The 19,846-nt window shown below is 45.7% G+C and carries 19 protein-coding genes; 4 read left to right on the forward strand and 15 right to left on the reverse strand.

From position 1 onward, the window contains the following. Positions 1–144: 144 nt before the first annotated feature. Positions 145–1,377: an A/G-specific adenine glycosylase gene (gene mutY, locus BN1546_RS07635; protein ID WP_090736924.1), complete on the reverse strand. Its 1,233-nt coding sequence runs from the start codon at positions 1,375–1,377 to the stop codon at positions 145–147. A 4-nt stretch (positions 1,378–1,381) separates the two neighbouring features. After that, entirely contained in the window at positions 1,382–1,786 is a 405-nt protein-coding gene (gene acpS, locus BN1546_RS07640; protein ID WP_013369392.1) for a holo-ACP synthase, read from the reverse strand. A gap of 182 nt (positions 1,787–1,968) precedes the next feature. Between acpS and BN1546_RS07645 the strand changes: the two genes are divergently transcribed. Then, entirely contained in the window at positions 1,969–2,796 is an 828-nt protein-coding gene (locus BN1546_RS07645; RefSeq protein WP_058710687.1) for an alpha/beta hydrolase family protein, read from the forward strand. A 91-nt stretch (positions 2,797–2,887) separates the two neighbouring features. Here BN1546_RS07645 and nadE read toward each other — a convergent pair whose 3' ends face one another. From nadE to BN1546_RS07660, 3 genes are all read right to left on the reverse strand, one after another. Further along, the gene (gene nadE / locus BN1546_RS07650; RefSeq protein WP_013369390.1) at positions 2,888–3,697 is read right to left on the reverse strand and encodes an ammonia-dependent NAD(+) synthetase; all 810 of its coding nucleotides are present in this window, start codon (positions 3,695–3,697) and stop codon (positions 2,888–2,890) included. Between the two features lie 101 nt (positions 3,698–3,798). Then, positions 3,799–4,233, reverse strand: coding sequence for a BrxA/BrxB family bacilliredoxin (locus tag BN1546_RS07655; RefSeq protein ID WP_013369388.1), 435 nt, complete (start codon positions 4,231–4,233; stop codon positions 3,799–3,801). A gap of 142 nt (positions 4,234–4,375) precedes the next feature. Next, a complete protein-coding gene (locus BN1546_RS07660) occupies positions 4,376–6,115 on the reverse strand; it encodes a two-component system sensor histidine kinase NtrB (protein WP_058831242.1) in 1,740 nt (579 codons plus the stop codon). Positions 6,116–6,407: 292 nt separating this feature from the next. On the opposite strand from BN1546_RS07660, the gene BN1546_RS07665 reads away from it, so the two are divergent. Next, on the forward strand, positions 6,408–7,670 hold the full coding sequence (locus BN1546_RS07665) for a BaiN/RdsA family NAD(P)/FAD-dependent oxidoreductase (protein ID WP_090736926.1): 1,263 nt from the start codon (positions 6,408–6,410) through the stop codon (positions 7,668–7,670). Between the two features lie 217 nt (positions 7,671–7,887). On the opposite strand, the gene BN1546_RS07670 is transcribed toward BN1546_RS07665, so the two are convergent. The 6 genes from BN1546_RS07670 to BN1546_RS07695 form a co-directional block, all read right to left on the reverse strand. After that, positions 7,888–9,558 carry a ribonuclease J gene (locus tag BN1546_RS07670; protein ID WP_013369385.1) on the reverse strand — a complete coding sequence of 557 codons (1,671 nt, stop codon included), beginning with the start codon at positions 9,556–9,558 and terminating at the stop codon, positions 7,888–7,890. A 169-nt stretch (positions 9,559–9,727) separates the two neighbouring features. After that, positions 9,728–11,158, reverse strand: a complete 1,431-nt coding sequence (locus BN1546_RS07675; RefSeq protein WP_013369384.1) for a YfcC family protein — start codon at positions 11,156–11,158, stop codon at positions 9,728–9,730. Positions 11,159–11,160: 2 nt separating this feature from the next. Further along, complete coding sequence (locus tag BN1546_RS07680; protein ID WP_090736928.1) at positions 11,161–12,744, reverse strand: amidohydrolase; 1,584 nt, start codon at positions 12,742–12,744, stop codon at positions 11,161–11,163. Positions 12,745–12,878: 134 nt separating this feature from the next. Further along, the gene (locus BN1546_RS07685; protein ID WP_040102148.1) at positions 12,879–13,592 is read right to left on the reverse strand and encodes a GntR family transcriptional regulator; all 714 of its coding nucleotides are present in this window, start codon (positions 13,590–13,592) and stop codon (positions 12,879–12,881) included. 95 nt (positions 13,593–13,687) lie between these two features. Next, a complete protein-coding gene (locus BN1546_RS07690; protein WP_090736931.1) occupies positions 13,688–14,500 on the reverse strand; it encodes a fructoselysine 6-kinase in 813 nt (270 codons plus the stop codon). Between the two features lie 28 nt (positions 14,501–14,528). Next, entirely contained in the window at positions 14,529–15,497 is a 969-nt protein-coding gene (locus BN1546_RS07695; protein ID WP_090736933.1) for an SIS domain-containing protein, read from the reverse strand. A gap of 291 nt (positions 15,498–15,788) precedes the next feature. Between BN1546_RS07695 and BN1546_RS07700 the strand changes: the two genes are divergently transcribed. Then, positions 15,789–16,421, forward strand: coding sequence for a LysE family transporter (locus tag BN1546_RS07700; RefSeq protein WP_025676060.1), 633 nt, complete (start codon positions 15,789–15,791; stop codon positions 16,419–16,421). Positions 16,422–16,441: 20 nt separating this feature from the next. Here BN1546_RS07700 and BN1546_RS07705 read toward each other — a convergent pair whose 3' ends face one another. From BN1546_RS07705 to BN1546_RS07720, 4 genes are all read right to left on the reverse strand, one after another. Further along, a complete protein-coding gene (locus BN1546_RS07705) occupies positions 16,442–17,782 on the reverse strand; it encodes an amino acid permease (RefSeq protein ID WP_090736934.1) in 1,341 nt (446 codons plus the stop codon). Positions 17,783–17,939: 157 nt separating this feature from the next. Then, the gene (locus BN1546_RS07710) at positions 17,940–18,239 is read right to left on the reverse strand and encodes a spore coat protein (protein WP_058710681.1); all 300 of its coding nucleotides are present in this window, start codon (positions 18,237–18,239) and stop codon (positions 17,940–17,942) included. A 16-nt stretch (positions 18,240–18,255) separates the two neighbouring features. Further along, positions 18,256–18,441: a hypothetical protein gene (locus BN1546_RS07715; RefSeq protein WP_058710680.1), complete on the reverse strand. Its 186-nt coding sequence runs from the start codon at positions 18,439–18,441 to the stop codon at positions 18,256–18,258. Between the two features lie 194 nt (positions 18,442–18,635). Beyond that, positions 18,636–19,058 (reverse strand): hypothetical protein, encoded by a 423-nt coding sequence (locus BN1546_RS07720; RefSeq protein WP_013369374.1) that lies wholly within the window; start codon positions 19,056–19,058, stop codon positions 18,636–18,638. A gap of 286 nt (positions 19,059–19,344) precedes the next feature. Here BN1546_RS07720 and BN1546_RS07725 point away from each other — a divergent pair, with 286 nt between their 5' ends. Then, positions 19,345–19,809: a MarR family winged helix-turn-helix transcriptional regulator gene (locus BN1546_RS07725; RefSeq protein ID WP_013369372.1), complete on the forward strand. Its 465-nt coding sequence runs from the start codon at positions 19,345–19,347 to the stop codon at positions 19,807–19,809. The last annotated feature ends 37 nt before the right edge of the window (positions 19,810–19,846 follow it).

Genomic DNA, 19,846 nt, shown 5'->3' on the forward strand with positions numbered 1-19,846 from the left:
TCACAAAAGATGCATCCTTTTCAACCTAGCCTAGTCTTTCGACTTGCGGGTCACTGCTTTTTTGAGTGGGAGTCAAATAAATGGAATTTGATACTCGACCTATTAGACGATCCTTTATTTTTGCTGACAGTTATATTATTAACATCAGTTCTCTTTTTGCTTTGCATAATATTCGTTGATCAGATCCAGGAATACCTTGGGAAACGCCAAGGTGGACATATCTGCCTCGCTGATCCAGCGGTACCCCGCCGGCAGCGCATTATGTGCGTGCTCCACCTGCTCAGCCAGCGCAATCAACGCACCTGGCTTCGCCGCGGCGCTGTAGCTGGCCCGCTGCTCGGCAGCCAGCGGCTGTTCGCCCGCCTCCCCGGCAGGGACGGCGACCTCTTCATACTGGAACACACGCAGGTTCCAGTGAATGTGGCTGAACGTGTGCTCTGCCTCACGTACGAACCGCACCGGGCGAGCATGCATGCCCTCTGCCAACAAATGAGCTGCCAGGTGATCCATGGCTGGCTCATCCGGCACCGGACCGTTGTAGCCCTCCGGCCCGGCAAGCTCGTGCGGCAGCTCCCACATACGGGCCAACAGGCCCTTGGCCGGGCGCTGGCGCACAAGCAGGCGGCCTGCGTTGGCACCGCTACCCTCGATAAGGGCGACGGAGCGAGGCTCCAGCCGCGGCGGCTTCGCTTTTGTTTTGACTGGCAGCGTCTCCTCGCGGCCTGCCAGCCTGCCCGAGCAATGCTCCATGACCGGACAGGTCAGACAATGAGGCGACTTTGGCGTGCAGACCAGCGCCCCCAGCTCCATCAGCGCCTGATTAAAATCGGAGGCTCTTCCTTCGGGAATCAGCTCCCTGACCAGACTTTCCATATGCGCTCGCGTGCTGCCCTTCATGATATCCTCTTCAATGAGAAAATAACGCGACAGCACACGCATCACATTCCCGTCTACAGCAGGCTCTGGCCGATTAAAGGCAATGCTCATAATCGCCCCCGTCGTATACGGACCTACTCCTTTCAGTGCAGCAACAGCCTGCGTATCATCTGGCACCTGCCCACCGTGAAGCTCAACTACCTGTTTCGCCGCCGTTTGCAAATTCCGGGCCCGCGAATAATACCCCAGCCCTTCCCACAGCTTGAGAACATCCTCCTCGGGCGCTTCCGCCAGCGCTTCAATCGTCGGAAAACGTGCAATAAAGCGATTAAAATACGGAATGACCGTATCGACGCGTGTCTGCTGAAGCATAATTTCCGAAATCCAGATATAAAAAGGATTGCGATGGCGGCGCCACGGCAAGTCGCGTTTGTTACGTGTATACCAATTCAACAGTTCAAAACTGAAGTAACGCTTTTGTTCCAATGTATTTGTAGTCATCACATCACGTCTCCTTATATTCGACAATCACAAAAGCAGAGGCAATGTTAGGCTGATGTGTAATACTCAAGTGAATGCTGTAATTCGAGTCACCCGTATTCGGTAATCTCAGTCGATCCCACGCAGACGAAGACAAATAAACTACGGGCTTCCCCCCCGGTTCAGGTAAAATTTCCATATCGCTGAACCCGATGATTTGTCCAATTCCACAGCCAAAGGCTTTCGTTATGGCTTCCTTGGCAGCAAAGCGCCCTGCTACGAACTCCGCTAGCCTTCCCTTGCGTTCCACTGCAAGCTCGCGTTCTGCCGGGGTCAACACCCGATTCAAAAATGCATCTGCATATTTACCTGCCAAAATATGAGCCATACGGCTTATTTCCAGCACATCATGTCCAATTCCGTAGATCATTTGGGTATTCCCCGCCCTTTTTTTACTTTACTGGATCTATTGTAACAGTGCGTCCACACCCTGGCGAGTCGTAAAGGCGTAAAAGCGTCACCAAAATATGTTAAAATGAGAGAGGCAATCAGTGAATGCTTTAAATTCGCGGATATGCCGGTTAAAAAACTCCCGTAGAAAGGAAGGATAGGATGTCAGAAACGATTGTGGTTGAAGCTGGTACTGATGCAGGAACAGATGCGGTGATCCGGGCCTCATGGTTTCCCGCTAAAAATACGGCCAAGAGCCTGCTCATCATCGCTCATGGCTACAAAGGATTTAAGGATTGGGGTATGTTCCCCTTTATTGCAGAAGCATTGAGTATGGATAACCACGTAGTAACCTTCAATTTTTCACATAATGGCATAGGTGAGGATCTGGAGAATTTTACCGAGCTGGAAAAGTTCGCACGCAACACCTATAGCCGCGAACAAGAGGATTTGGAACTATTGCTGTCCAATTTGAGATCACGCCATGAATTCAGAGAATTGCCGTTGTTTCTGTTAGGACATAGCCGAGGTGCGGGAAGCTGCTTTGTATATGCACTAGATCATCCCGGCGAGATTGCTGGCGTCATTTCATGGAATGGCGTAACCAATCTTGATCTGTTTACTTTACCACAAAAAGAAGAAATGCGTGCCAAGGGACGCAGCTATGTGCAGAACGCCAGAACGGGGCAACAGCTTCCGCTTGATGCTATCATTCTGGACGACCTGGAGCACAATCGCGAGCGTTTTGCCATTGTAGACAGGCTTGCCAATAGCCAGCTCCCAGCTGTACTTATCCAGGGAACCGAAGACTCCAAACGTCTACGGGAAGGCTCTGCCCAGCTCACCTCCGTTCGTCCCGACATCGAGTGGGTACAAATTCAAGGCGGCAATCATACCTTTAACACCGTTCATCCATTCCAGGGAGGCAGTCTTCAACTGGATCAGGCAATTACCGAAACCCGCCGCTTCATTGACCGGATCACTAATTAGGCAGTAGCCCCCTCAATACAAACGGCGATCCGCCGGGCGGATCGCCGCATTTATTTAGCTTAGCATTTTACAATTCCAAAATGATTAATGCTTACACTCCCGGAATGCTTGTCCGCTTATGTGCTGTACGTGTAAAATAGCTTTCCAGCTTTTCGCGGGCTGCCGGGTCAATTTCCTTGCCCTCCAGGTAGTCGCTGTTTGCTTCGTAGGAGATCCCCAGTTCCTTTTCATCCGTCTGGCCTTCCCACAATCCTGCTGTAGGCGCCTTGTCCAAAATAGCCTGCGGAACTCCAAGATAGCTGGCCAGCAAACGCACCTGACGTTTGTTGAGCGTGCTGAGCGGTGTAATATCGACCGCACCATCGCCCCATTTGGTATAAAAGCCTGTAATGGCTTCTGAAGCGTGATCCGTACCCACGACGAGCAGGTTCAGTTCATTCGCAAGTGCGTACTGAACCACCATACGTGTTCTTGCCTTTACATTTCCTCTCACTTGCGGAGTAATGGAACGTTCCAGACCGATATCCTTTAATGTGTGCTCCACTTCCACGGCAATCGTATCCACGGCTTCCTTAATGTTCGTTTCCCCGGCATATTTCAGGTTGAACGCTTTGGCCACCGCGTAGCTGTGCTCGATATCTTCCTGTTGACCATAGGGCTGGAATACACCCAGCGTTTTGTATTCTTGCCCTTGCTCCTGTGTCAACTCATCTGTAGCCTGCTTGCACAAGGCGGCTGCTACGGCACTGTCAATCCCGCCACTGATGGCGATCAACAGCCCTTTGCTTCCTGTTTTTGTTACGTACGACTTGAGGAAATCCACACGCTTGCGGACCTCCGCCTCTACGTTGATCGTAGGCTGTACTCCCAATTCAGCAATAATCTGTTCCTGCAAACTCATCAGATAAGCACCTCTTTTTTAGGAATTTCCTTCACAAGCCAACACGCAAAAGCCCCGGCAAATTTCGCAGGCGAAAAATGCGGGGCATAGCTTGAGCAGTTTTACCGGCAAAAACGGTCAAATGCACTGGTCAAATCAGCAGCAATCTGATCTGCCGAACGATCTTCGATCTGATGACGCTCGATAAAGTGAACCAGTTCGCCGTCTTTCAGCAGCGCGATCGAAGGGGAAGATGGCGGATACGGCGCGAAAAATTCGCGAGCCTTCGCCGTTGCTTCCTTATCCTGTCCTGCAAAAACCGTATACAGATGATCCGGCGTAATATCATGCTTCAGCGCTTCAGCTATACCCGGGCGGCATTGGCCTGCGGCACAACCGCATACCGAGTTCACAACCACCAGCACTGTACCTTTAGCATCAGGCAACTTGGCCTCCACATCTTCAGAAGTACGCAGTTCCTGAATCCCAAGATTCGTCAGTTCATCGCGCATAGGCTGAACTGAATCTCTCATATATTGATCGAAAGACATAGACATATTCTTTCACTCCTTTTCACTAAATCATATATACTACGTTTCTAATTTCATCCTTTGCCGTAGTAAAGACATGGACATCTAAAGCCCATTATACAATCTTTTTCACGTAATTTGCAAAAAATCCGGTTACATCTTTGCACAATTATTTCTGTATCGAATTTATGACAGGAGGCTCAGAATGCTCCCGATAAGTCGGAATGGTTCTGCGCAAACGGACTTTAAACTGTGTGCCCATTCCCTCCACCGAATCTACGGCAATCGTACCGTGATGACGCTCCACTATACTTTGACATAAGGCCAGACCCAAACCTGTACCTTTCGTTTTGGTTGTGTAAAAAGGCTGGAACAGCTTTTCAAGCTGTTTTGGCGGAATTCCCGGACCTGTATCCCTCACTTCCAGTTCGACAAAATCCTCTTCTTCATGAGTAGAAATGGTCAGCACACCCTTTTCCCCCATAGCTTCCATCGCATTACGCGATAAGTTAAGCAGCAATTGCTTGATTTCCTTAGGATTCAGATGCAGCATCGTTACATGATCCTCCAGTTTTAACTCAATCGTCTGTCCCCTCAGGTTCGCATCTGCCCACAAAAGAGGTGTTAGTTCACGAATGATATCATGCAGATGACACTGCTCCTTCTCGACAATCCGATTCTGGGCCAGGGAAAGAAAATCATTAATAATCCCGTTCGCCCGATCCAGCTCCTCCATCACGATGCGGTAATAATGACTTAGAGAATCAGGGCTCTTCTCGCGCATAAGCTGTAAAAACCCGCGCACAACCGCCATCGGATTACGTATTTCATGAGTAATGCCCGCTGCCATTTGTCCGACCAGACTGAGCCTCTCGAAATTGCCCAACTCACTGCGCAGCGTCTCCAGCTCTGTGATGTCCTGCAAGGCGATAATGACACCTGTCGTTTGATTGATATGTTTATCTCGAATAGGAAGGAAACTGGAGAAGAATACTTTGGGAGATACATTTATAAAATCAGCCCCTGCTTCTCCTTCCAATGCTTTCGCAACTCGTTCGTTGACTACAGGCGAAGCGCTAAAAACGTACAACGAGTTTAAAGGACGGCCTACAACCTCAGGCAGCGTAATATAGGGATCGAAGTCCCGGTAGAGCTCCAGCATCGTTTTGTTCATATGTATAACTCGTTCTTCGCTGTCCAAAGTAACAAGAGATAACGGCATCAAATCCATGACTTGACGCAGCTTATCCACTTCGATTAAATATTTGCTCGTAAACTCAGTTACATCTCGCCGCAACGTCAGTTTCTCAAAGGAATTATGCATCAGACTTACGACCGTAAAACTTGCCAACACACCTACAGCAACATTCCAAAACGTTGTAAGCAGATCAGGAATGTATACTGAAATGTTCTGTTTGCCCCACAATAGCGGTAATAATGCCTTAAGCAGCATATCAGCCACAACATATGTGAAAATTACGAGCTTTTTGTCCAACAATGTTCCTCTTTGAAAAAACTTGACATGCAGTAGCATAAAAGGAAAAAGGATAAAAGCAGTGCCCACATACATTGGGGACATTTCTATCGACTGCGCTATAATTAGAACACCCGTCAATGCAGAAGCAGCGAGAACAAAGGAAGTGCGACGTGTACCATACATGACGCCTACAGCAAGGGGAATAATACCGAGATTGGAAGGTAGGCCATATGGAGGCTGGTATTGAAAGAGCGAACATAGCAATATAGCTGGCAAGCAACACAGATAAAGTATTCCTTGATGAGGTCCGGGAAGCAGATTGCCTGCCCAAACCTTTTTCTTGTCCCCATAATCCGTTAATATAGAGAAAAAACCCGCCGATATAACGGCAAGGAGAACTTGGAGCACACTTTCCTTCAACGCAATTAACAAGGACTTCTCCCCCTCATCATCTTTCCTTGACGCCGTTAGTTGAATTAAAGCACAGGCTACAATATATTACAATATATGTGTTAAAATCCCGGTGTAGAACGACAAATTCTGCTAAATACCGGATATATATTAGAGGATCGTTTTTACGGTTTTTATACTTCTGTAAAATAAGAGATATACGCAACTACTGTGCTCAATGTCTATCTAAAGAGACGGTATTACGATATGATGGAAAATCTGTTACGCTATTCTGAATTTTTTTGAAAATTTGTCGACGAAAAGGAAGAGGTCTATGACTTACGACGTTATTGTGATCGGAGGCGGCTCAGCCGGCTTAATGGCAGCGGCTGCTGCCAGTGGCGAAGGCGCCAAGGTGCTTTTAGTGGAAAAGGGAAATAAACTTGGACGAAAGCTGGGGATCTCCGGCGGAGGTCGCTGCAATGTCACCAATGCAAAAGAGCTGGATGAACTTATTCGCCACATTCCCGGCAATGGCCGTTTTCTGCACAGTGCCCTGGCTGCTTTCGGCAATCGGGATATCATCGCCTTCTTTGAACAACTAGGTATAGCCTTAAAGGAAGAAGACAACGGGCGTATGTTTCCAGTAACGGACAAAGCCAAAACGGTCGTCGATGCTTTGATTAATAAGGTACGCTCTCAAGGAGTCGAGATTCGGACAAGCTGCCCTGTTCAAGAGGTGATTTACAAAGAAGGTCATACAGCTGGTGTGCGGCTGCGTTCCGGTGAAATGCTGCGTAGCCGTAACGTCATTGTCGCAGTCGGTGGCAAATCCGTCCCGCACACAGGCTCGGAAGGTGACGGCTATGCATGGGCAGAGCAAGCTGGGCATACCATTACAGAACTATATCCAACAGAGGTCCCGCTAACGTCAGGCGAGACGTTTATCCAGACAAAAGAGCTTCAGGGACTCTCCTTACGAAACATCAGCCTGACCGTATGGAATGCGAAACAAAAGAAGGTTGTCGTTCATGAAGGAGATATGATTTTCACGCATTTTGGTTTGTCTGGTCCAACCGCTTTGCGTTGCAGTCAGTTTGTCGTCAAGGGAATGAAAAAGGATAAGGTAAACACAGTATTGTTAACTCTCGATTTACTGCCTCACAAACATGCTGATGAAGTCTACCGTGAGACACTGGAACTGGCATCGGTCGATGCTAAAAAGGCGATCAAAAACGTGCTTAAACCTTATTTACCGGAACGCATGATTCCATTGTTGCTTCAGCAAGCTGAACTGCGTGAAGATTTGACCTATGATCATATTCCCAAGCAGCAATGGCAAGAACTCGCCCATCGAATCAAGGCGTTTCCCATTCGTGTGAATGGGACGCTCTCCCTGAAGGAAGCATTTGTTACCGGGGGTGGTGTGAATTTGAAGGAAATTAATCCGAAAACGATGGAGTCCAAGCTGATGCCTGGCTTGTTTTTCTGCGGTGAGATTCTGGATATTCACGGCTACACTGGAGGCTATAATATTACAGCGGCGTTTACGACAGGGCATACAGCAGGGACGCAAGCGGCTTTAAACGAGATGTAGGAGTGGGAGGCACTACGCGTAGGCTTTGATCTTACGATCGCTGGCCCTTCTCCAGATTCAAATCCTCCGCTTCGCTACAAACCGCCATTACAACCGCAATTTTCAAGAAAAATAGGAATTAAAAAGACTTAAATCAGTTGTATTGCTGATTTAAGTCTTTTTTTGAGTAATCGCGTATTGAACAAACTCCATCTTGTTTTAACGTTTACCGCTATTCCTAAACCTCAATAATGATAGGTAAAATCATAGGTCTTCTCTTGGTTTGGCTGTAAATAAACTGACCCACATTATCCTTTAACATCTGCTTAATCAAGCCCCACTGACTCATTTCGATTTCTGTTAACTCGTTCACTGTGGCCATAATCGTGTCTCGAATCTGATTCATCAGCTCTTCGGAATCCTTAACAAATACAAAGCCTCTTGATATGACTTCTGGCGTTGCAAGCATTTGCTTTTCGTTTTTGCTCAAAGTCATCACAATAATCAGCATTCCGTCTGAGGCAAGTTTTTTACGGTCCCGCAGTACAATATTGCCCACATCACCAGTTACCAGCCCGTCTACCAGGCTATTGCCGGATGGTACTTTGGGACCCAGGGATGCCCTTCCCTCTGCGATTTGAATTGTCTCTCCGTTTTGGACAATAAATACGTTTTCCATAGGAATACCGACTGATTCTGCTAGCTGACGATGCTGATGCAGCATTCTGAATTCACCATGTATAGGAATTAAATACTGGGGTTTCATCAGGGTCATCATTAACTTTAACTCTTCTTGGCTGCCATGACCGGATACGTGCATCCCCGTAGCGCTGCCTGATCCATAAATAACGTTAGCGCCCAGTACGTACAGGTTATCGATAACTTGGGAAAGATTTCGCTCATTTCCCGGTATCGCTCCCGCAGCAATGATGACGGTATCCCCAGGCAATATTTCGATTTTGGGATGCAGGGAATTAGCTAAACGGGACAATGCAGCCATCGGTTCACCCTGACTTCCTGTACATAAAACTGCAATTTTTTCTGCAGGATACCGCTCCGTTTCTCCAGCCTCAATCAACAAATCCTCGGGCATGTGCAAGAAGCCCAACTCTTTAGCCACCGTTACCACATTTACCATGCTGCGTCCGAGTAAGACCAGTTTGCGGCCTGTTTCCACAGCAGCATCAATGACCTGCTGGACACGATTCACATTGGAAGCGAACGTGGAGATAAATACCTGCTGCTTGGCTCGAGCGAATGCATCCAGAATGTGCCCGCCAACCAAGCGTTCTGAAGGCGTAAATCCTGGTCTTTCCGCATTCGTACTTTCGGAGAGAAGCACCTTAACCCCTTTCTTTCCGATTTCAGCCATGCGATGAAGATCCGGAAAAGGTCCGCTGACAGGAGACATATCAAATTTGAAATCCCCGGTATGGACCACATTTCCTTCCGGTGTCTGAAAAAAGACGCCCAAGCAATCTGGGATACTATGGACAGTAGTGAAAAAGGATGTCTGAATCTTCCCCACATCAATGGTAGAATCCGCATCTATAAGATGAAGCTCGGCATCACGTAAAAGATTATGTTCCTTTAGCTTAATCTTAATTAATTCGATGGTGAGCTTTGTCCCGAATACCGGAATGTTGATCTGCTTCAGTAAATAAGGAATGCCCCCGATGTGATCCTCATGTCCATGGGTTACAATGAGCGCTCTAACTTTATCCTGATTCTCCAGCAGATAGGTGACATCCGGTACAATGAGGTCAATACCAGGCAAATTTTCATTAGGAAACTTGGAGCCACAATCAATGACGACAATATCCTGATCGTATTGGATGAAATACATATTTTTCCCAATCTCATTAACACCGCCTAGAGCAGCAATGAGTAATCTGTTATCAGCAAGCATCAAGTTTATTTCCTCCTTAGGAAAATGCTATCCATATTATTTATTTTCCGCGTAAACTTATGCACCATGTTGGGAAAGAAATGAGTAGCCTTCCTACATAAGAGGACTTGTTTCACAAATACAAAAAGAAACCCTTGTCTCTAACAGACAGGGGCCCTCACTTGATTGATTACATACCCACCGCAGCCGATATCGCAGCAAAAATAGCAGCAATCAGCCAGAGGATCGGGAATAGTTTGAAGATTACCTTCAGCCACTGTCCAAAGCTGATCCGGGCAATGGCCAATCCTGCCAGCAGCACTCCACCTGTCGGTGAAATGAGATTGGTTAACCCGTTACCAAATTGGTACGCTGTGACTACGGCTTCACGATTAATACCTACAAGATCGCCAAGCGGTGCAAGTACAGGCATGGTTAGTGCAGCTTCCCCCGAAGAAGAGGGAACGAGGAAAGTAATGATATTATGCGCAAGCAACATAATAGTCGTGAATAAATAACTTGGCAAACCTTCCAGAACGCTTGCAAGTGCATTCAATACGGTATCAATAATCATACCCTGTTCTGCGATAATCAGAATTCCGCGGGCGAGGCCTATGATCACCGCGGCGTAGATAAATTCTCCGCATCCTTTTACAAAATTTTCAGCTATCTCCTTCTGACTCATTTTGGTGACAACCCCAACAAAAATACCAAGGGCAAAGAAAAGGGCGCCGATCTCAGTCATATACCAGCCTTTGACCAAAATTCCCCAGACAATCGCTCCAAGCGTTACAATAAATCCACCTATAATTAATTTGTCCCGGAATGTGAAGACGACGTCCTCGCCTGTGCTTTCCTTAATAAATTGCTCGCGGTTTATAATATCACTTTGAAACACGAGGGATTTCTCCGGATTTCGCTTCACCCGGTGCGCATACCACATCGTAAAAGCAATAGAAATCATCGTAAATACAAGCCATTCGATAAATCTCAGCCAGAGCTGAGGATTCCCCTCCACTCCTGCGATTCCCTGGGCAATCAACACTGAAAATGGATTGACAGTCGAACCAACATAGCCAATTTGCGTTCCCAGAAATAAAATAAGAATCGCTGTCATAGAGTCGAAACCCAAGGCAAACATCAACGGAATGAAAATCGCATAAAGTGGGATAATTTCTTCACTCATCCCAAAGGTAGAACCTCCGAGACTGAAGATAACCATAGCAATGGGAATAAGCAAAATCCCCTTATTCTTTAGCCGCCTGGCAAGAGCTGTCAGCGCACGATCAATGGCGCCTGTCTGCAGAATAATACCGAAGGAGCCGCCTACGATAAGAACAAAAGAGACGACATCGGCGGCATTGATAATCCCCTCAATAGGAGCGCTAAGGATCTGAGGGATTCCCTGTCTTAAATCGCCGTTCTCCCCTGTTTTGGGTACAGAGTGATAGGTTCCTGAAACGATTGCCGTTTTGGTCACACCGTTCACTGTCACTTCATGACGCTCAAATTGACCGCTGGGTACAACCCATGTCAACGCGGCGACTGTAATAATAATCAAGAATATTAAGGTATAACTATGGGGCAAGGATAATTTCCATTTCTTATTCGTGATGTTCATGTTTATCCCTCATTCCAAGAATGGTTATACGTAACCTTCCCTCCCATAATGGTCAATATCACTTGGGCATCCCTGATGTCACCAGCGGATGCATTAAGGAGGTCGCGATCAAAAACGGCGATGTCAGCATATTTTCCAGCCTCCAGCGTACCTGTAACCTCTTCCATATAACAATGTTTGGCTCCATTAATGGTCCATGCCTTTAAAACTTCGGATGCCGGCATTCCTTGGTCAGGATACCAGCCTCCAGCAGGCGAGCCATCCGGGAATAATCGGTGAGAGGCCGCATACAGCGAATCGGGGACACTGGTGATAAATAAAGGCAAATCAGTACCTATAGTGATCGGCACGTTAGCTTCCAGCATGGACTTATAATTATAAAAACGGTTTTCATTCTCTTTGCCTGCCACAGCAGACATATAAGCCTCTTCGTAAGAGGGATTTAGCAGCAAAATCTGAGCATAGACCTCGGCAAAAATTTCGTTCTCTCCCATTCTGTTCAGGTCATCTGGATGAGGATACTCCAGATCACTGATCGAATGTCTGATAAGGTGATTGCCTTGCTGCGCGCGGCATTTTTCAATCATGGATACTGCTTGGCGAATCGCAGCATCGCCTTCTGCAGTTAGGCAGCATTTGATCCCCTGGCTGTCCGCTTCCAGAACTGAGGCTTCAATTTTTTCGTAATCGACCGCCCTCAAATTCGTGACTCCAGGCATATCTGCGTAAGGCTCCAACATATCCCCTGTATGATCGGCTACGACGCCGTCAAGCATCAGCTTGTAGCCTTGGAAACGAATAAGGTCTCCATGATAAAGTGCCTTATACTTAATACCAATACTTATATCAAACGGTTCAACAACCGGTTCCAGCGAGAAATGAAACCGGAGTGGCAATTCACCTGTTTCTTTCAATTCCTCTAGAATCGGAAGCAGCTCGCTATGCCGGTCAAAGCCAATATCTTTTATAGAAGTAACTCCTCTTGCAGCCAGCAGGCGGCAAAATTCCATAAACTCTTGTTGGACAAGGCTGCGATCCTGCATCATAGCTTGGAGCAGTAAAGCGCGTGCTTCGGCACTGCATTGATCTGGCGAAAATTGATATCTCTCCTCAGCCAATCGATTCATCCAGCAGTAACTTTTATTTTGGTTGATGGCGATGACCGCCCGATCGGGAAACAATCCATCCAACAAGCTTGGCTCAGGCAGCCCACCCCATTTTTCCTCGCTCCAACCGTAAGCGGTTACATCTTTTCCTGATGGAAGGTGGTTTGCCTCTTGAAGCAGTAGTTGCACTGCTTCTTCACTTGAGGCTGTATGCGTCAGATCCACGCCCCGATGCATTGACATATATCCGGTGAAAAATACATGGTTGTCATGAATTCCCGGCATGATAAAGGCATCGCCCAGATCATAGACAACCGTTTCCGATCCTATCCAGGCTTGTGCCTCTTCCGGATGCCCCACTGCTGCAATACGTTCTCCTCGCACTGCAATAAACCCGGGCGAAGCTTCATTTTCCAATCCATTAAAAATAGCATTGGAGAGTAATACTTTGTCTGCTAATGTATCTTTCATCCCTTGCATAGTTTCACCACCTCATGATTGATTCACCTAACAACATGACGTAATATAACGTTATGTTAATGCTTCTGCTTCTCCCTATTGGATGGAAGCAGAAGCCAGACGTACCTGAACTACCTTGCATAACAGGTAACGGATTATATGGAGAATTGATAACGGTCTCCGATGATGTACTGCTTCCCTACATGAACCGGGCTTCCATGCTGGTCATAGATAATGGTATGCATGTAAAACAACGCCTGCCCGATCGCCGTCTCCAGCAATTTGGCCTGATTTTCATCCGCCAAGGCAATTTGTAATATCGTCTCTCCTGGCTGGTTAGGGTCGATGCTGTATTTTTGCCGCAGCAGTTCGTATACAGACCCCTCCAACTGCTCGTGCATTAGAAATGCAAAGCGTTCATAAGGATAAAAATTGTTTTCCAGCATCAGGGGGCGATCATCCGCATATCTTTTACGCTGGATAAATAACACTTTTTCTCCTGGCGATAGCTGCAACTGATGTGCAATTTCTTCATCTGCTTCTACGATTTCACGTTTTGTGACCACACTGTGTGAAGAAAGCCCGTTGGATTTGCAAGCAGCCGTAAAGCTGATGACATGTTCAATCTTCCGTCCAATTTTGGGGATATTGACAAAGGTGCCTTTTCCCTGACGTTTGGTCAGATATCCTTCATGAACTAATTCGGCAATTGCTTTCCTTACAGTAATTCGACTTACATTATACATTTCGCTTAATTCTGTTTCGGTCGGTATACGACTTCCCTGCGTAAATGTTCCATTATGAATAGCGGTTTTAACCGCTTTTTGTAATTGAATATATAATGGCTCCGCTTGGTCTGAATTTAACATAATGTACCCTCACTTGTCATATAACGTTATATCACTCTCACTTAGAGTATCAAAGGTTACATATTCTTACAAGTGAAGATATTCGAAAAGGATCGTCAATAATGAACGCCGTAGCCGAAGGAACCTTCTACCAGGCAGCTCTGGGCGGCAAGCCTTGAGCCTTCTGCCATAGCAGCCTGAATGTTGCCTTTTTCCAAAAAGCTCAGTAAAAAAGCAGTTATATAAGAATCGCCTGCTCCCATGGTATCCACAGCGTCAACGGAATCGGGCATTTGAAAATAGAACTTCGTACCATCATAGGCGATAGATCGGTCACCGCCACGTGTGGCGATCAGAATTTGCCCCTCTTTTTTTCGATTGGAACGGATAAAATTCTGTGTCTCTTCATCCGTCATATGGCTGCAAGAGAAGAATGCAAAATCGGCATGCATGATATATTGTTCTACCTGTGTATCTGTAAAATCATCTGAAAAATCAAAGGAAATAGGAATTTCCAGTGTCTCCAACTCGGGCAGCAAGTGGCCTGTATGGCTGTACAAGCCAGTATGAATCAGGTCGAATCCGCCAAGATAATCCTTGTCATCTTCGCTCAGTTCCAATGGATGGAGACGTGTCACTCCCCCCTCATTACTGCCCAGAAATACTCTGTCTCCGTCTTCCAGGGTTACACGTGCACAGCCGTTCTCACCGCTGTGATATCTGCACCGTGAAATATCGATGTCAAGCTCACGGAGGGTATGTTCTACATGCCGTGCTTCGTGATCGTCCCCAAACACGCCTATAAAGGCTGCATCCACTCCCGCTTTTTTGGCAAACACACTGAAATTAAGCGCATTGCCGCCAGGGTACATCATGCGCAGATGAACATATTTATCTACCACATTATCGCCAATGCCTAGAACCTTCATGATGGTTTCCTCCTGTTGGTAGGTGCGCTTAGTAAGCTACTTTGCCCATATAACGGCGAGTTTCCAATGGGTGGTTGCGTACATTTGCTAGTGCTTCACGATACACACATACAATGCTGTAAAATAAAACCGGGTTAAAAAACTCTACCACTTCGTCTGCAATCGTTCCGATGCCAAGCTCCTTTGCATCAATCACTTCCACTTTCTCGGCATACTGATTCAGGAAAGTCTGTGCCCGCTCATCCAGCGCCCGTGTACGTCCTTCGTTGATCATCAGAATAAATGGAGTTTCCTTATCCGTTACTTCAAATGGGCCATGGAAGAATTCACCGGAATGGATAGAAGCTGCATGAAGCCATTGCATTTCCATCAGCGAGCAGATGGCAAAGCCATAAGCATGTCCATAAGATGCTCCGCTGGTCAGGATATAAAAGAGTTCCTCATTGCGGTATCTGTCAGCGAATACTTGAGCGCGCGGTTCAACTTGGACTTTGGCCCGGTTAATAATCCCATTGATTGCTCCCAATCCATTCTGGAAAGCTGGGTAATGCGCATAGCCCTCAGTGATTTGAAGCAGTTCAACCGTAAGTTCTAGAATAATGGCCATCGGGTTGTTTTTAACATCGCTCTCATCCCCCCACTCGTAAAGGAAGGAATAATCCGAATAGTTAAGCAGGCTCGCTTCACTATTGTGGGTTAAGCCAATGGTATAAGCACCTTTCTCTTTGGCAGATTTAGCAGCTGCGACCGATTCTGGAGTATTTCCACCATGGGAACAAACGATGACCACTGAGTGTGGCCCCAATCGTTTGGGCAACGCATGTACAAACTCATTCGCTGTATACATCCCTGCTACCAGTTTCTTTGCTTCACTATCCAGAAAATATTTTGAAGGATACATATCAACTAGTGAGCCCCCGCAGGCTACTAAATAAACCTCAGAAATCTTCCCATTCGCTTGTTCATTAATCGTCTGAATCGTCTGTTGTACATTCATGTGTTTATCTCTCCTTTTTATATAACGTTATATAACGTATTGTTTACGAGATAAATATAAGCGCTTTCATTAAAAGTGTCAAGCCCCTTCATTAAAAAAAGCTCTAACCCTTTTGTATGAGGTTTAGAGCTCCTTTTGGGATTTAATTTATATTCATTGATTGGGTTAGCGATAAGAGAGCTATGCCTATAATATACGCGCAAAAAATATGGTCTTACACATGGGTTTGTCCGAATAAACTAAATGAGACAAATACATAATGTCCAATAAATAATCAAGGAGGAAAACACCATTAATACATTTATCGGGTATGTTTTTCTGGGTCTGTCACTTTCCGCTCCCATTGGACCCATCAATGCCGCACAGTTAGATCGAGGTATTAAAAATGGATTTTGGCACGCCTGGTTTATTGGGCTAGGTGCAATCACAGCAGACATTATCTATATGATGCTTGTCTATTTGGGAATGATCCACCTTCTTAATTCCCCATTTGTCAAAGCTTTTTTATGGCTATTTGGTTTTTTCGTGCTTGTGTATACAGGTCTTGAAAGCATCAAAAATGCTGGTGTGATTTCAGAATCCGAATTAAGGGGAAATGGCAATACCCTGACTAACTCCTTTGTTGCGGGCTTCCTGATGTCGTTGTTTAATCCTCTCTCCATCCTTTTCTGGCTTGGTATTTACGGTTCCATACTGGCCAATGTTGCTAATACATATCCAGTACAACAGCTATTGATTTACAGCGGAGCGATTGTACTGGGCGTGTTGGCGTGGGATGTGACGATGGCAGCTGCTTCAAGTGTTTTCCGTAGATTTCTCAAACCCGGATTGCTTAAAACCATCTCTTGGATGTCAGGTCTATCTCTTGTAGGCTTTGGCTTTTATTTTGGTGTACAGGCATTTCAATTACTTTTTTTACGCTAACGCTTGTCTTCTTGATAAAGTTAACGAGATTCCTTGCCGTGCTTTCGACGCACCCATTGAACAATGAGGTCACATATTGCAATTAACAAGACCAGCAGTAAACTGATGTAAACCCCAGGGCGGCTAAGCTTATGAAAAAAGGCCCCGACTACAGCCATAGCTATCAGCAATAATCCAATCCAGCGTTTGATATTGCTTGATGTGCTTGATTCCAGTAACTTACCTGAAGACAGCAAAATAAAGCACCAGTTATATAACAGCATTAAGCCCGCAGCTGTTGTGATATATTCATACACTTTTCCCGGTAGCAGCAACGATAATACGATTGCTGAGATTAATCCAACAGAGATCAAACTGAGTGCATAAAGAGGATATTTGCCCTTCCACTTTCGTGAGAACAGTGTGGGCGCATCTCCTTCCTGGGCAAGGGTAATCATCATCGAAGTCTCTGCATATAGCGATGCTGTCATCGTGGAGAACCCTGCAATAATAAGGACTCCGTTAAACAAATGAGGCACAAAGGCCAGTTGATCGCTACTGAGCGCAAGTACAAAAGGACTTTCCTTCGGATTAAAGGCACTTAATGGTACCATAGACACAGCCAGCCCAATCGAAAGCACATACACTGCAACCAGCGTCATCAACATGACCTTTCCTGCTTTCGGTGCTTCCTCCGGGTTTTGAAGTCGGTTAGACATAATTCCGAGCACTTCAATACCTCCGTATGCATAAAAGGCAAAAATAAAAGATGACCATAACCCTATGCCACCGGTTGGAAAAAAGTCTTTGGAGCTGAGAGGGAACTTCGGATTATATTTACCTCCTCCGATCCAGCCTGCCAAAAGCGCTACCGCTAGGACCAAAAACATCAAAAGAGCCGCTATCTTAATGATCGCGAGTACATTTTCTACACGATCAAAACCCTTATTGCCAAAAAAAACAATCACAAGCCCTAAGAGCCCGAAGCCTGCCGCAAAAATCCACATCGGTACCTGAGGAAACCAAAAGCGTGAAAATATAGACAGCGCAGTTAGTTGACTCCCATTAATAAGCAATTCCGAGAACCAATACACCCAGCCACTGCCGAAGCCTGCCCAATTGCCAAATGCTTTTTGAGCATAGGAACGGAAAGAGCCCTGTTCTGGATGATCTGCTGTCATGCGCGAAAGGGCGTCAAACACCACATACGTTCCAACTGCTGCCAAGAAGTAAGCAATCAGCACGGCTGGACCACCAATGGAAATTGCTAAACTAGACCCGAGGAAATACCCTGTACCGATGGTGCCTGCAACTCCTAACAAGCTCAGCTGCCACCATTTTAGTTTTTGCTCTTTTTGTTTGCCCGCTGAAGACTTGCCCATACGAAAATCACCCTATTCTGAATTTGAGACCTATTTTTTGTTTTTTTATGATTGCCTTCTTCTCCATATTTCATGTGAAAGTCAATTCAATTTGTAATAAAGAAGCACCAGCAAACTCGATTAAAGGTTTGCTGATGCTTCTTTTTAATTAAACGTTTTACATTTTGGACAAAGAAAGTGCCTTGTCTGCATTTTGAATATCCATTTGAATTTGCTGATCCGGATCATAGGCGTTGTAGTAACCATTATTCTTCATATAATTAAAAATTTGCTCATGAAGGTTAACAGCTTTGCTCAATTGGTCACAAAGGACATTTCGAACTTCTGAGCTGGTCGACTCTGTTAAGGCCGCGGCGTAGTTTTTGATCCCACTTTTAGCTGCGATTAACAGATCGGAAGCAATCACCTGATCGGTCATGGGGGTTGTACCGGTCATATTCCCAATAAAAGAATTCACGTTATTCCTCCTTAGATTATACAAGCAGATTTCTAAGCTGTTGAATATCTTGTGTACCGCTGCTGATGTCCTGCTGTAAAATATTTTTTAAATTTGAATCTGAGACTAAAGGGAGCATGGTTTGAGTTTTTGTAATACAAGTTGTTTTAAACGTAAGCAGCTCATGCAATTCCAACTTTTCGTGAACTCCAAGTTTTTGCAAGATCAAAACCTCCTTTCTGAACTTCTTTTGGTATTTCCTACGATTGCTGCCCTTATGCACGATCCAAGAATCTTAGTTTTCACAATGTCCTTTTCAGCTGTTTCTCATGATGAAAAAAGGTTCCTTCAAACCATTAGTCATGGTTTTGAAGGAACCTTTTTGTTCCAAAGTGGCAGCCAGGGCGGACACAATTTTCAGGTATGTACGCTTCCTGAAAAACCGTCCACATCGTCCTCCGGTTGTTGGTCAGAGCTGACGTTGTGTTCCTGTGTTGTGTTAGTAAACGTTTGGGAAGAGCCGTTTTTATACGCCTCGCTCCAGTCTTCATTGATGATGTGCGCTGGAATAATCCAATCCTCCGGGCTATAACCTGGATTTTGCATACCAATATTACTTTGTTTACCTGGACGATAAGTGAGAACTCCTGTCTCAATTATACTTCCTTCATAAGCTTGGCAAATCTCTAATGCAGACAGCACATCCTGGTTCTCAACGTGAACACTGAGGCCTGTATCACCGTTCGTGCTGGCAGAGTATCCAATTTCCTTTAATGTTTCACAGGCTTGGGCGGCTTGCTGCGGATCACGAAATTGAAAACGGAAAGAACCCGTATCCATGTGCTTCATCTCCTCTGAATTTATCTTATTTTGTTATTTGGGTTCATTAGGTATGTTATTTGTTAATATAACCAATCGGAACGCTATTTTTACATTCGAAACCTTTATTTTTCAAAAATTTACCTTAAAGCTTTGAAATTAAATAATTAAAAAAGCAGCTACTGTGACAAATCGCATGTTTTCCCTACGTAAATCCCTTTATGCTAGTAGTAAGGGTATGGTTGCCCGGTCATCCGAACCGAGCGGTCAAAGGATGCCCAAATCCATACATAAAGGCGGAATGAAGATGATAGATTACCGAACATTGGTGACACAGCAATCCATGCATTTGTATAGCGTGTTTGCCAAGTCATTCAAAAGTGTAAACGAACATGCGGTTGCTGGCATCAAAACGGTGGGCTTCAACCCAACGGCCTTCGCCGTGATGGAAGTTTTATATCACAAGGGAGCACAGCCAATTCAACAAATTGGAGCCAAGTTGCTTCTGCAAAGCGGAAATGTCACTTATGTGATCGACAAGCTGGAGAGCCGCGGTTATTTGCACCGTCACCCGTGCGACCAAGATCGTCGTATTATATATGCAGAGTTGACGGACGAAGGACAACGCGTCATGGACGAAATTTATCCTGATTATACACGTCAGATTGAACGTGCCTTTAGCGGAATCAGCGAAACCGAAAGAGATCAACTCATCGGCTTGCTCAAAAAATTGGGCCGTAGCGCTGATAATCTGTCACCTTATCACAAATAGAACGAATAGTAATTTTAGCAACTGATCGTTTGTGAAT

The sequence above is a fragment of the Paenibacillus sp. Mc5Re-14 genome (genome assembly GCF_001049835.1).
In the GTDB taxonomy this organism is placed as follows: domain Bacteria; phylum Bacillota; class Bacilli; order Paenibacillales; family Paenibacillaceae; genus Paenibacillus; species Paenibacillus polymyxa_C.